The organism is Tannerella sp. (assembly GCF_052170195.1).
Lineage (GTDB): Bacteria > Bacteroidota > Bacteroidia > Bacteroidales > Tannerellaceae > Tannerella.
Genome location: NZ_JBQNAZ010000001.1, coordinates 1 through 12,863 on the forward strand (window position 1 = coordinate 1; position 12,863 = coordinate 12,863).

Below are 12,863 nucleotides of genomic sequence, written 5' to 3' on the forward strand. Positions count from 1 at the left end.
CACGAAGCCTTGACCTTTTGGTTACTTTTGGGTCAAGCCAAAAGTAACGGAAAGATTCATCGCTTCGCTCCGAATGACAGGGAAAGGGAAAAGTTGTTTGATCCGCCGTAGCTTACACACCTAAAGAGGGTGTGCCCAAACATTGCGTTTTGACACACCCTCTTCCGTCTTTACAGGATGTCCGTGTTCCTTTTCGTTTACTTATATCCTTCGTTCTGTTTCAATTTTCCGTTCGATTTGGTGATCTGCTCCGAAGGATAAGGAAATACGATCATGTGTTCCTTATAGCTGCCTTTATTGGCATAATCGGAGTAATACGTCACTTCGAAAGTCGATTTCGGATTGGCGCGGTCGGCGTATTTTCGGATGCGTGGACGGGAGTTCAGCTCTTTCACGGCCAGTTCTTTTATTACGGCGTTGGGCGAACGTTGCCACCGTTTCAGATCATAGAGATGGTCTGTAAATTCGAAAGCCAGTTCGCAGCGTCGCTCGTGATACAGCTCGGCCATGGTTGGCGTAGCGGCAAGAGGCGTCAGTTTGGAACGTACACGGATACGGTTAAGGTCTGCTTTTGCTTCTTCCGCCCGGTTTGTCATCAGATACGCTTCGGCACGGAAGAGGAGCATTTCGGCAAAACGTATGATCGGGAAGTTCACGCGTACCGTAGGCCAGTCGCCATTCGAACAGACGTAGCCGTTCTCGACAGGATTGGCGTGTTTGAACGGGTCCATGTATTTGTTGATCATGAACCCCGATTCGATATCGGAGGTGGAGAAGAACCGGCGTTTTTCACCCCAGAACTCAAATTCCTGATTGTATTCGAGGATGGAACGTACGAGACGGTCGTTTCCGGGGCCGTCTTTGAGCATCAACTCGTAGATGTCGTACGAGGGTTTGTTCTGTCCCCAACCGTTGTATTTACCCCATCCTTTGTTTTCGAGCACGACCCCGGGAAATTCGCTTCCGCCCCCCTTGGCTCCGCCGGTCGAAGGAATCGACCAGAGGTATTCGGCGTTCCAGAAGTCGGCGAAATCGGACGAGAAGACTTCGGCGAATGTTTTGGCCAGATTGCGCCCGTAATCTTTTTCGAGGAGATTGACCATGCTGATCACGTTGTTCCACTGCGTTTGATCCCACGTAGCCCAATAGGCGTACACCTTCGCTTTGTAAGCGACGGCCGCGGCCTGATGCGCACGTCCTCTGTCTTCTTCGCCGTAGGCTTCGAACCTCGGCAGGTACTTGATCGCCTGATCCATATCGTCGATGATATACTTATAATTGTCGATCACCGACGGCTGTTGCGTGGGGATGGATTGATCATATCCTTCCGGGAAGTCTTCGTAGCGCACGAACGGAACGCCCTGCTTGTCGGTACCGTAACGATAAGCCATGTAAAAATGTCCCATGCCTCGCATAAAGTAAGCCTCTCCCAGGCTGCGCGTTTCGATGGCTGTCAGGGCTACTTTCTGCTGTTTGTTCAGCAGCTTCTGAACAACCCAGTTGGAGCGGGAAATGATCGTATAGAATGCTTCAAAGTTCCAGCGCAGCGGGCCTTCGTCACCCGTATAAGCCAATGTGGCGAGCGTGTTATAGCCTCGTGTGCGCCCCCATACGATATCGCAGGCGGCTCCCTGCTCCCAGAACAAATCACGCCCGAAGGTCTCTTCCCAGTGAATCGGTATGTAGAGCGCGGTAATGGCGTCGATGGCTTGTTGATCGTTCGTAAAATACTGCTCGTCGGTCACGCTTCCTTCGGGCTGAACGTCTAAAAAATCACTGCACGCGCCTAACATAAGGAACGGCAGGATCAATGCAAATCGATATTTTTTCAGTTTCATGTTCTTCTTCTTTATTTTGATGAATACAATAGATTAATATGTAAGTTGTATACCCAAAGACAGCACACGCGAAAGCGGGTATTTCAACGCGTCGTATCCTCCGGTTTCCGGGTCCATACCCGAATATCGGGTGAAAGTGTATAAATTCTCACCGCTGAGATAGAGGGAGAGCCGGCTGTTCGATCGGTCGGCAAAGCAGGATTTGCGTAACATATCGGTCAGATCGTAGGCTACGGTCACGTTTTTAATTCGCAGGTAAGAGGCGTCTTCGAGATACCAGTCCGAAGGAGTCGTGAAATTACCGTTCGGGTCGGCTTTCGAGAGGCGGGGAATCTTCGACGACGTGTTGTTCGGACTCCATGCGTCGAGGATGGTGTTCTGGCGGTTAAAGTTCCCTTCCACATCGCCCAACAACATGTATTTGGCCATGTACAACGATTGTGCTCCGCCGACGCCTTGCAACATGGCGCTGACCGAAAGTTTTTTGTACGAGCATCCCATCGAAAGGGCAAACGTCGTTTCAGGCATCGCATTACCGCAGTATTGGCGGTCTTTGTCGTTGATCACCCCGTCGCCGTTGGCATCGACGAATTTCAAATCGCCGGCCACGGCATTCGGCTGAATACGTTTGCCGTTTTTATCGACATACGCTGCGGCTTCGGCATCGCTCTGAAAAATACCGTCTGTCTTAATCACATAATACGAGTCCAACGGTTCTCCTTCGGCCGTCTGATACATATAAGGCACATTTCTGAAACTGCCTTCTCCGGTCCATACGCCGGGCGTGCCGTCGGCGTTTTTAACGCCGATGTCCGAAACCCAATTCTTCAAGTATGCGAAGTTGCCTGAAATGAAATACGAAAAATCCTTCCCGATGCGGTCGTTCCATGAAGCCTGTATCTCAAAACCCCGGTTACGCACCTCTCCCTGATTCACGAGCATGGGATTCAGACCGATGGTTTGCGGCCAGTTCATCGTCTGTTTCTGAATCAGGTTATACGTGCGTTTGCTGAAGTAATCGACAGCCAACGACAAACGTTCGTTGAACAGGTCGATATCCATACCGAAGTCTGTCTGTTCCGAGGTCTCCCACGTAAGGTGTCGGTTCAAAGCATCTCCTTTATAAATGGCCGTGCCCCATGCTCCTCCGACGGTTGTTCCGTACTGCCCGCCCTCGTTCGACGGATTTTCCTTTTTCGATAGAATGGCGGCTTTATAATTGTAGCCGATCGATCCCAAATTTCCGACCCTTCCCCACGAAGCGCGGAGTTTGAGCAGGTTGAACCGGTCGCTCTTCGGGAAGAATTTTTCGTTCGAGATTTTCCACGCAGCCGTGAAAGCCGGAAAATCGCCGTAATTGTTTTCTTTCGGCAGACGGCCGGCATAGTCGCGACGCCACGAACCGGTGACAAAATACCGGTCGTTGAACGAATAGGCCAGACGTGAGATCAGTGAGACGTTGGCATCCGGCCCTTCCAGCTTATCGCCTGCGGTGATGGTCTCGGCATAAGCCAGATATTGCAGGGGCTTCGATTCGTTGGCAAACGTCCTTCCTTCTACTTCGAGCCTTCTATTTTCGTAATGATCGGCCGTGGTCGAAAGCAGGCCGCTTACGGTATGCTCGCCGAAGGTGTTATCGTACGTCAGCGTATTTTCCGTTTTCCACGCATCGGTGCGATAGGTGCTTTCCGAAAGTGTATTCGTGTTGCTCGGTTTGCCGACTTCTTTCCGGCGGGGAGTGAAATTCTTGTATAAGTTGTTTTCTACATTATACGTAAAACGGCTGGTGAATTTTAATCCTTCGACGATGTTGGTGATGTCGAGTGCCGTTGTCGTCCATACGTCGCTCGTCTTGTTGTAATTCGTCTCGGCGATCAGCGAGCGCACCGGATTGATGACGTCGCCGTGAATGTCCGGATAACTCGAACCGTATTTGGCGATGTATTCGGGGTCTTCCGTCGTAGTACCCCCGAACGAACCGGTGAGGGGATTATAGACTGTGGCGCTTCGAGGCATATAAATGGCCGAAAGGATGACTCCGGAATAAGCGCTCGAGGTGTTGGTTCCCCGGCTCGAAGAATTTTTCCATACGAAGTCTTCGCTGATCGAAACCCATTTATTCAGTTTATACGTTCCGTTGTAACGCAGTCCGACCGAGTTGTTGTAGGTGTTCAGTAACACACCGTTGTCGACATTCGAAGAGAATGAAATGCGATTCGTGAAATCGTCCGTCCCGACATTCAGCGAGATGTTGTGCCGTTGATACGAAGCGGTGCGGAAAATCTCGTCCATCCAGTCGGTACGTGTCGTACCGACCCACGGGTTTTTGGCGGTATCCCACCCGGTCGGGATCGACAGTTTGGCCTGGGTGTATGACGTTTGTCTCATCCGAATCTGCTCTTCGGCCGTAAGCGACTGCGGCAGGTTCGTGGCTTGGCGTATTCCCAAGATACCCTCGTACGAGATGCTCGGTTTGCCTTTCTTCGCTTTCTTCGTCGTGACCAGCACGACTCCACCGGCGCCCGACTGCGCTCCGTAAATAGCCGCCGAAGCGGCGTCCTTCAGTACCACAATCGATTCGATGTCGCTCATCGAAGCGACAGGAGCACCGGGCACACCGTCTACGACCCAAAGCACACGGTCGCCATTCTGCGACCCTTGTCCGCGAATCACAATATGCGGGCTTGAGGTCGGATCTCCTCCGTTCGCCGTAATCGTGACACCGGCCAGTTGTCCCTGCAACATGCTTTCAGTCGATGTGACCGGGCGCGTGACCAGCTTTTCGGTGTTGCTGATAATCCCCACTGAGGCAGACAGGTCCTGCTTCCGCGCGTTCGTTCCGTAACCCAGAACGACGACCTCATTCAACATCTTCGTATCTTCGACGAGTACGATGTCGAGTTGAGTCCGGTCTCCGACAGGTACGGACTGCGATAGAAACCCGATATACGAAATCTCCAGTACGGCATTCGGCGGTACTTCGATCGAGAAGTTTCCGTCATAGTCCGACGTCGTTCCCGTGTTGGTACCCTTGAGAAGGATATTCACACCGACCATGCCTTCTCCAAGCTCGTCTTTGATCGTTCCGGTCACTTTTCGGACGCTCTGCTGCTGAGCTGCGTTTGTAAACTCCGGATTACTTCCATACATTGTTACTTCTGCCGACAAATTGCCGCCGAGAAATAACATGGAAGAGAATAAAAGGATTCTGATCCTTGTTCCATTCGTTTTTCTCATACTTTTACTGCTTTAAAATGATTGTTTGTTGAATCTTTTATATCGTAATGTTTGTATAGACCGTATTTCGGGAAAAAGACAGACGCTTTCCGTTCGGGCCGTTTCTGCCAAACGACAGGCCTCTCTGTGTCGGGTGTGCGCTCTCGGGCTGTCCGAACCGGTATATCGGGGTTCTTCTTCATGGTATTCCTGATATTCATGTGTCGGAGTTCGGATTTACCCCCTACCTTTCGGCACAGCATATCGTCGTCTTGGGTAAGAGAGGTTTCCGATTCCGCCACAAACTTACGCATCGTTTTTTAATTATAAAAACAGATGAGAGAAAAAATAAGCTGTCCGGCTTGCGGACAAGCTGTCCGGTCTCCGATAGATATAGAGCGGTAATCAAAAAGTTGCTTTTTGTATTCATACTCTTTATCTTTGCCTCAAAAAGAATAGGAACTTCTCTAAATGATGATATATGCAAATTGTTTTATCTCCTGCCAAATTAATGGATTTTGACGGTGCCGACGATTCGGTCAAGGCTATCGACCCGCTTTTTACCGATAAGACGGCCGAACTGGTGGCGGTCTGTCGCGAAATGTCAGTCGACGAGATCGCCGCGTCGATGAATATCAATCCGCAGATGGCGCACGACGTGTTCGGCTATTTTCAGACGTTCGACCTGCCCGTTGCGCCCCGCCGCGCCGCTGCTTTGGCCTATAACGGTATTGCCTACAAGGGACTTAATGCGCATGACTTCTCGGCGGATGATTTTACCTTTGCCCAGCAGCATCTGAACATCCTCTCGGGACTGTACGGCATCATCCGTCCGATGGACGCGATACGTCCTTACCGACTCGAATTTCAGCGAAAAATCGTTCCCGAAGGATATAAAAGTCTGTACGATTTCTGGGGCGATACGCTTAATGCATACCTCGCGTCGAAGTTAGCGCACGACGAACGTGTCATCATCAATGTGGCCTCGCAGGAATATGGAAAGGTGGTTCGTAAGAACAAGCTTCCGCAGGGCACAAGAATCATCGACATCCGTTTTTTGCAACACGAAACAAACGGCTTCCGGCAGGTTGTCGTGCATGCCAAAAAGGCGCGCGGACTGATGGCGCGGTTCATCATCAAGAACAGACTTACGAAGCATCAAGACGTTCAGGCGTTCGACAGCGAGGGCTATTTCTTTTATCCCGACCTCTCGAAAGAGGATGAGTGGGTGTTTGTCCGATAAAGTGCGTGAAAGCGATCGGGATAATACAATTAAAAAGAATTAAATATGCCTAAACAATGGTCTGAGTGGGTAGAAACAAAAAATAAAATGATATATTTGTAGGAGTATTAATTTCAAAATTTTAAAAGCTATGTGTAATAATGCAGGAAAAACAGTCGTATCATTTTTAGTAGGCGCTATGCTGGGAGCAGGAATGGGTATTCTTTTTGCTCCGGATGAAGGAACGAAAACACGTAAGAAAATAAAAAAATCGTTTGACGATACCTCCGATAATATCAAACACAGTGTGGAGGATTTCAGCAAAAGCCTTAAAGCAAAGGTGAAAGAGCTTAAAGGTTCATTGGAAGAAAATATTGAAACGTTGTTCTCTCACTCCAGCTACAAAGCCGATGAGGCGATTGAAGTGCTGGAGAAAAAGCTCGAAGAACTGAAAAAAGAAGCGGCCAAACTTCAGAACGAGAAGTAAGAAGTGTTTGTTATCGTACCTGATTGGGTATATGCAAATGCGGTAAAAAAAGGTTTAATGTGAAGAGGGTGTGTCAAAATGCACACCCTCTTCTATGTTTTAATACATATTATGGACCTAAAATTTCTAATTATAATGTACAGTAGCAATCGATAGTAAAATGTTTATAAAAACAGGATATTGCAACTTACCGTAGTATAGGTGTTCGTATAGAATAACCATCAAACCACCTAACGGGACATACTTTGACATTGCTACCAAAAGATTTTGGACAATAACAATAACCTTGAAAAAAGAATACAAGGCTTTTCTCAATCTCGGAATTGTAAATTTGTTATACGTTCGAAACTTGTTTGATTACTGCCGCTGTTATTGCAATTCTATAGTGATATGCTAAAGGTGGAGCTGAGAAAAAGTCTCCATGTGGTACTTGATTAGATAGATGAACATCGTTATATTTGCAAGTCGAATGTAAGATTAACAAAACAACTATGAAGGAATTGCCGAAATTTCATCAAACATGTATTCCGATACTTGATGTTTTAAGTAGCGGAGAAGTTTTTTCTCATAGAGAAATGTTGAGGCAGGTTATTGAAAAATATTATAAAGACTTGCCTCAAGAGCTTTTAGACCAGAAAACGAAAAGCGGAGCAAATTTGATTTCAAACCGAATTGCTTGGGGTAAATCCTATCTAAAACAAGGGAAGTATATTCAATGTCCCGAAAGAGGAATGGTTCAAATTACCGAACGAGGGAGAAAAGTTCTTGGCAATAGAGAATCTTTGGAAAAAGGCAGTGAAAGTTCTGATACAATAGATTTCTATGTGGAAGATAGAATTTCGTCTTTTGTAGACCATACAGAAATTAGGAATGCCTCTCCACAAGATTTAATTGATAGAGGGTTTGGTGAGATCGAAATGCAAGTAAAGAATGATCTGCTTGAAAGGTTGAAACAAATTGACCCATATTATTTTGAAAAAGTCATATTAATCCTTCTGAAGAAAATGGGATATGGAGATTTCATAGAAACTTCAAAATCGAATGATGGCGGCATTGACGGGATTATTAATGAAGACCAGTTAGGACTTGACAAAATTTATATACAAGCTAAAAGATATGGTGACAATAAAGTTCGAGAGAAAGATATTCGAAATTTTATTGGGGCAATGAGTGGTGATACAACAAAAGGAGTTTTTGTTACTACAACGGATTTTGATCAAGGAGCCATAAAGAAAGCGCATGATGCACATCATACGATAATATTGGTCAATGGCGCAAAGCTTGTTGATTTAATGCATCAATATAATGTCGGAGTGCAAATTAAGGAGAGCTATGAAGTAAAGATTGTTGACGAGGATTTTTTTGAAGGGGAATAGAATTCTATGTCACATTCTATTACGATTGTCTCCCTGGGGCCGGGAGATTCTGAATTGATTACGCTCAAAGGGCTGAACAGCCTGAGGGAAGCCGATTATATCTTCTGTCCGGCAACGGTTAGGTCTGACGGTACGATGCTCTCGCGTGCACAGGAAATTCTTGCTGAACTGGGGATTTCGTCTTCGGGGATCTGCCTTTTCCCGGTTGCGATGAACGAGAACCGTCGTTATGCTACGGACGATTATGCGGATGTGGCACGTATGATCGCGGAGAAATACAGGGCAGGGTATAAGATTGTTCTGACGGCCGAGGGCGATGCCGGATTCTATTCGTCGTCTGCTTATGTCAGTGATATATTGACGGCTCAGGGGATATCGGTCGAACGTATTGCCGGTGTGCCGGCATTTATCGCCTGCGCGGCTTCGGAAAATATCCGCATCTCGGAACAGGACGAGGAGACGACCGTCATCACGTACCTTACCTCAGCAGAAGAGTTGATAACGCGGATCGGTGAAGGGCGTACGCTTGTGTTGATGAAGGCTTCGCGATTCGAGTCGTTGGTCAAGGAAACGTTGAAAGTTGCACCCGACAATGTGATATTCCATTATTTTGAAAACACCGGTATTGCTTCGAAGCAGTTTTATACTTGTCGTCGCGGAGAAATTCTTACCCGACGTTTCCCTTACTTTTCGTTGCTGCTTATACGGACCGAGGATTAAAGCCTCACCGGATCAGGCTTTGAAGAACAGTCGGAGATCATACAGTCGTTTCATGATCCACCATACGGCAAACGACTGAAAACAAACGCCTATTTGCGCGTAAATGTTATTTTCGAGCGACTTGGAGGGCGTTTCGCAGAAGCATCCACCTTGATTTTGACATGCAGATCGTTGTAGCCGGTCGTTTCCTCCCAGCAATCACGGTTAGCCAGCCGGATGGCATATTCGGGGCGGTCGTGCAAGGCCGGTTCCGGATCGGGCAGGAAGAGGTATAGCTTGTAACTTCCTTCGGGGATATCGGGAGGCAAAGCCACGTTGGCTTTCAGCTCCGTTATTTGATCAGGCTGCCACCTCCTTGGGTCGTCGGGCAGAGCAGCCGTATAGGTTCGCTTCCCATCTGTCGATCGGAGAATCAGCTCAGCTTTCCGTGGATTAAAAGGCGGAGCGTATCCCACATTTCGTAGCGTGATGAGAGCGGAAAGCTCGCTGCCGGGAGCATGTTCGGCCGAATATGTCCCTTTCTGCAACGTGAAACGATATCCCATGTCGCGGACGATATGATCCATGCAACCCTGCGTAATCCATTGATCGTTTACCCCGTGATAATAGTCCTGATTCAGAAAAGACCAGCGCAGGTAACGCATCTCCGACTGTGCTTTGGCGCAATCGGCCGGATCGATGCCTTCGGGCGGGCAGGTTTCTCCTCCGACGGGCGCATACAACGCGTCGGCATGCATGTATTTCTTCTCTTCCGTAATGTCGATGACGTACGTACCGATGTCGTTGATGCTTGCCAGAAAGCAATCGTTATGATGCCCGATGCGTGCAACGGCTTTCGTGCCGAACGCTTCTTGGACAGAGATCGGAGATTGGATGCCTACGTACATGCGTTTGTACGAAGGTCGCCGTACCTGTACGAAACGATCGGGCGGCAATACTTCCAGTATCTTGTCGAGCACTTTTTTCCGTGAAACATCATTATTGAGCTTGTTTGTCGAGTAATACCATTCGCCCCACGAGCCGATAAAGCCGGCATGCATCACGGCGATCACGTCTTTGTTCTCGTGCAGCACCGGTCTTAGCTGATCAAGATGGCGGAGGATGATGGCCAGCGGAGCGTCAGGTTCTTTGGCCGCATTGGAATAGCCGAAGCGCAGAATCGTTTTAAAGCCGGCCTTACGGAAAATGGCCATGTCGTTCTTTATCTGCGTCAGAGTCGCTTGGTCGAGCGGCTTATTTTTGAAGTCTTTGAAGTAGTAGAAGCGAAACATCAAGGTGATGTTGTCTTTTCTGAACTTGTGCAGCCACTCTTCTCTGAGTTGATCCCGGCCAAGCGAATACTTATAAAAGCCTCGTTCGGGATTGGGAAACAGATCGTCGACGGTGACGTAGTTTACCGTCTGCACGGGCATATCGGGCGGAGCGGGAGGCTCCCGTATATCCGGCTTATCGTTCCTCCCGCAGCTGCTCCCATAAAGGCAGACGAATATGGTTATGATAAATGAAAAAGAAAATTCTCTCATTTACGGGTAAATTCGTGTTGTTTCTTTTACTTCACTTCTGTCACCGACTCGCGTATCGGGTCGTCGTATTTGACTTGCAGACGCAGAAGTTCTTCTTTCAATTGCTTTGTTATTTCTTCGGTGCCTTCTTGTCCGTAGAGGTTATGCATCTCTGTCGGATCGTTTTGCAGGTCGTACAGTTCCCAGCAGTCGATGTCGTTATAGAAACGAATCAGTTTGTAACGCTCTGTCCGCACTCCAAAATGTCGTCTTACGGCATGCTCGGCCGGATATTCGTAGAAGTGATAATAAAGCGAGGTACGCCAATTGTCGGGATGTTCTCCCTTGAGGAGCGGCAGGTACGAATCGCCCTGAATATCGTTCGGAACGGAAACGCCCGCCAATTCGAGGAACGTGGCCGCATGGTCGATGTTCTGCACCATCTCCGGAATATCTCCTTTGATGCCTCCGGGATAGCGTACGAGCATGGGAGTGCGGAACGACTCTTCGTACATAAAACGCTTGTCGAACCAACCGTGTTCGCCCATGTAGAATCCCTGATCGGAGGTATAGACGATAATCGTACGATCGAGCAAGTCGTTTTTTTCCAGATAATCGAGGACACGACCGACGTTCCGGTCGATCGAACGAATCACCCGCAGATAATCTTTCATGTATTGTTGATATTTCCATTCTGCCAAGGCTTTGCCGGTCAGTTTATCGTCTTTGAATTTCCGGATGATCGGGTCGTAATGCTTGTCCCATGCAGCTTTCTGGGCAGGTGTCATCCGCTCATACATTGCGCGTCCGGCCTTTTCGAGACTGGGTTGGGAGTGGATTTCGTTTTCTTTGTCGGCCAGTTTCAAGTCATAGACGAGGTCCATATCTTCGATGATGCTCATCTCTTGCAGTTCGGCTGCTTTTCGTCCTTCATATTTGTCGTAGAATGTTTCGGGAAGCGGGAATACGGAGTCTTCTTTCCAGTCGAGATCGCACGTATCGGGCATCCAGGTGCGGTGTGGCGCCTTGTGATGCAGAAGCAGGCAGAACGGTTTGTTCTTGTCTCTTTTCTGGTCGAGCCAGTCGATGGCCAGATCGGTCGTGATATTGGTGGCATATCCTTCAATTTGCCGCTTTTCACCATTATCGATAAAGAAAGGATTGTAGTAATCTCCCTGTCCGGTCAGAATATTCCAATAATCGAATCCCGAAGGCTCGGAGCTGAGATGCCATTTACCTACGACGGCCGTCTCGTATCCTGCCTGCTGCAGCAACTTGGGGAAAGTCTGCTGGCTTCCGTCAAACGTCTTCGTATTGTCTGTGAAGCCGTTTTTATGGCTGTGCTTGCCTGTTAGCAGACAGGCCCGGCTCGGTCCGCTCAGCGAGTTGGCCACAAAGCTGTTGGTGAAACGCACGCCTTCGGTCGCAATCCGGTCGATGTTCGGCGTCTCGATAAAACGGCGGTCGTACGCACTGATGGTCTGATAGGAATGGTCGTCGCACATGATATAGAGAATATTCATGGGCTTCTCGTTTATTGTGTTTTCACTTTTTTTATCCTTACATGCAATCAGCGACACGCCCATGGCCGCGCTCGTGAGGGAAAAGAATACCGTATTATATCGAATCTGTTTCATTGTATTATATAATGTTTGTGGGGCAAATATACGCACTTTTTTGTGGTTTTACGCTATGCCTGAATGTCAAAAGTTTTGTGGCTTTTTGTCGAAAAGGCTATTTTCACAAGCCTCTGTTTCTTGAACAATGATATGGAAACCGAAAGGCGTCGCGTGATAGGTTTTTTTTCGTTGCGTGTTGTTGGGGGGGATCATTTCGTTTTTGTCCGGTGACAAAATAGCGTGTATCTTTGTCCTGAATTTCATTTGAAGAAAAGATAGAACCAATGAAAATTTATACGAAGGGAGGCGACAAAGGACGTACAGGAATTCACGGCGGTCAGCGGGTAGATAAGGATGATATCCGCATCGAAGCGAACGGCTGTCTTGACGAACTGAATGTGTGGATTGGGATGTTACGCACACGGTTACCGGAAGCGCATGAATGGCAGGCGACACTCTATGAGGTGCAGCGAATATTGATGGTTGTCATGTCGCATGTAGCGACCCCCTCGGCGATACGGGATCAGAATCCGAACGTCCTGCCCGACACGATGGTCACGTTGTGTGAAGAGCAGATTGACCGGATGACGGAAGCGATGGGTGAAAACAGTTTCTTTATCCTGCCGGGCGGTACGGAGGTGGCTTCCTTATGTCATCTGGCGCGTACGGCTGCCCGACGTGCCGAACGTCGTCTTTGTACGCTTCATAAAGCCGACGCATTACCTCCTTTGGTGATGGCTTTTGTCAACCGGCTGTCTGACCTGTTTTTTGTAATGGCACGTTATGAATTGCATACATGCGGACGCGGCGAAGAGCGCTGGCAGGCCTTTAAGTATAAGCGGAAAAGCGCTGAACAATAAAGAATATTACAAATTACGAATTA

General features: G+C 48.2%; 10 protein-coding genes. 5 read left to right on the forward strand and 5 right to left on the reverse strand.

Features of this window, described 5'->3' with window-relative positions:
* Positions 1–197 precede the first annotated feature (197 nt).
* The 3 genes from ACTTKA_RS00005 to ACTTKA_RS00015 all read right to left on the reverse strand — a co-directional run bounded on the left by ACTTKA_RS00005 (position 198) and on the right by ACTTKA_RS00015 (position 5,368).
* Entirely contained in the window at positions 198–1,832 is a 1,635-nt protein-coding gene (locus ACTTKA_RS00005) for a RagB/SusD family nutrient uptake outer membrane protein (RefSeq protein WP_371327246.1), read from the reverse strand.
* 39 nt (positions 1,833–1,871) lie between these two features.
* A complete protein-coding gene (locus ACTTKA_RS00010) occupies positions 1,872–4,988 on the reverse strand; it encodes a SusC/RagA family TonB-linked outer membrane protein (protein ID WP_442723587.1) in 3,117 nt (1,038 codons plus the stop codon).
* An 83-nt stretch (positions 4,989–5,071) separates the two neighbouring features.
* Positions 5,072–5,368, reverse strand: coding sequence for a hypothetical protein (locus ACTTKA_RS00015; protein WP_442723492.1), 297 nt, complete (start codon positions 5,366–5,368; stop codon positions 5,072–5,074).
* A 167-nt stretch (positions 5,369–5,535) separates the two neighbouring features.
* On the opposite strand from ACTTKA_RS00015, the gene ACTTKA_RS00020 reads away from it, so the two are divergent.
* From ACTTKA_RS00020 to ACTTKA_RS00035, 4 genes are all read left to right on the forward strand, one after another.
* Entirely contained in the window at positions 5,536–6,297 is a 762-nt protein-coding gene (locus tag ACTTKA_RS00020; protein ID WP_442723493.1) for a YaaA family protein, read from the forward strand.
* 130 nt (positions 6,298–6,427) lie between these two features.
* Positions 6,428–6,763 carry a YtxH domain-containing protein gene (locus ACTTKA_RS00025; protein WP_442713233.1) on the forward strand — a complete coding sequence of 112 codons (336 nt, stop codon included), beginning with the start codon at positions 6,428–6,430 and terminating at the stop codon, positions 6,761–6,763.
* Positions 6,764–7,254: 491 nt separating this feature from the next.
* Complete coding sequence (locus tag ACTTKA_RS00030) at positions 7,255–8,139, forward strand: restriction endonuclease (RefSeq protein ID WP_442723494.1); 885 nt, start codon at positions 7,255–7,257, stop codon at positions 8,137–8,139.
* A gap of 6 nt (positions 8,140–8,145) precedes the next feature.
* Positions 8,146–8,859 carry a precorrin-2 C(20)-methyltransferase gene (locus ACTTKA_RS00035; RefSeq protein ID WP_442723495.1) on the forward strand — a complete coding sequence of 238 codons (714 nt, stop codon included), beginning with the start codon at positions 8,146–8,148 and terminating at the stop codon, positions 8,857–8,859.
* A gap of 89 nt (positions 8,860–8,948) precedes the next feature.
* Here the strand turns inward: ACTTKA_RS00035 and ACTTKA_RS00040 are convergent, their stop codons facing one another.
* Entirely contained in the window at positions 8,949–10,382 is a 1,434-nt protein-coding gene (locus ACTTKA_RS00040; protein ID WP_442723496.1) for a DUF4832 domain-containing protein, read from the reverse strand.
* Between the two features lie 26 nt (positions 10,383–10,408).
* Positions 10,409–11,998 (reverse strand): sulfatase family protein, encoded by a 1,590-nt coding sequence (locus ACTTKA_RS00045; protein ID WP_442723497.1) that lies wholly within the window; start codon positions 11,996–11,998, stop codon positions 10,409–10,411.
* Between the two features lie 266 nt (positions 11,999–12,264).
* Between ACTTKA_RS00045 and ACTTKA_RS00050 the strand changes: the two genes are divergently transcribed.
* Positions 12,265–12,840 carry a cob(I)yrinic acid a,c-diamide adenosyltransferase gene (locus tag ACTTKA_RS00050; RefSeq protein WP_046825347.1) on the forward strand — a complete coding sequence of 192 codons (576 nt, stop codon included), beginning with the start codon at positions 12,265–12,267 and terminating at the stop codon, positions 12,838–12,840.
* Positions 12,841–12,863 lie beyond the last annotated feature (23 nt).

Bases quoted from the DNA above. Each gene is read 5' to 3' on its own strand.
- ACTTKA_RS00010 (WP_442723587.1), bottom strand. From the start codon at position 4,988: ATGTATGGAAGTAATCCGGAGTTTACAAACGCAGCTCAGCAGCAGAGC.
- ACTTKA_RS00015 (WP_442723492.1), bottom strand. From the start codon at position 5,368: ATGCGTAAGTTTGTGGCGGAATCGGAAACCTCTCTTACCCAAGACGAC.
- ACTTKA_RS00020 (WP_442723493.1), top strand. From the start codon at position 5,536: ATGCAAATTGTTTTATCTCCTGCCAAATTAATGGATTTTGACGGTGCC.
- ACTTKA_RS00025 (WP_442713233.1), top strand. From the start codon at position 6,428: ATGTGTAATAATGCAGGAAAAACAGTCGTATCATTTTTAGTAGGCGCT.
- ACTTKA_RS00030 (WP_442723494.1), top strand. From the start codon at position 7,255: ATGAAGGAATTGCCGAAATTTCATCAAACATGTATTCCGATACTTGAT.
- ACTTKA_RS00035 (WP_442723495.1), top strand. From the start codon at position 8,146: ATGTCACATTCTATTACGATTGTCTCCCTGGGGCCGGGAGATTCTGAA.
- ACTTKA_RS00040 (WP_442723496.1), bottom strand. From the start codon at position 10,382: ATGAGAGAATTTTCTTTTTCATTTATCATAACCATATTCGTCTGCCTT.
- ACTTKA_RS00045 (WP_442723497.1), bottom strand. From the start codon at position 11,998: ATGAAACAGATTCGATATAATACGGTATTCTTTTCCCTCACGAGCGCG.
- ACTTKA_RS00050 (WP_046825347.1), top strand. From the start codon at position 12,265: ATGAAAATTTATACGAAGGGAGGCGACAAAGGACGTACAGGAATTCAC.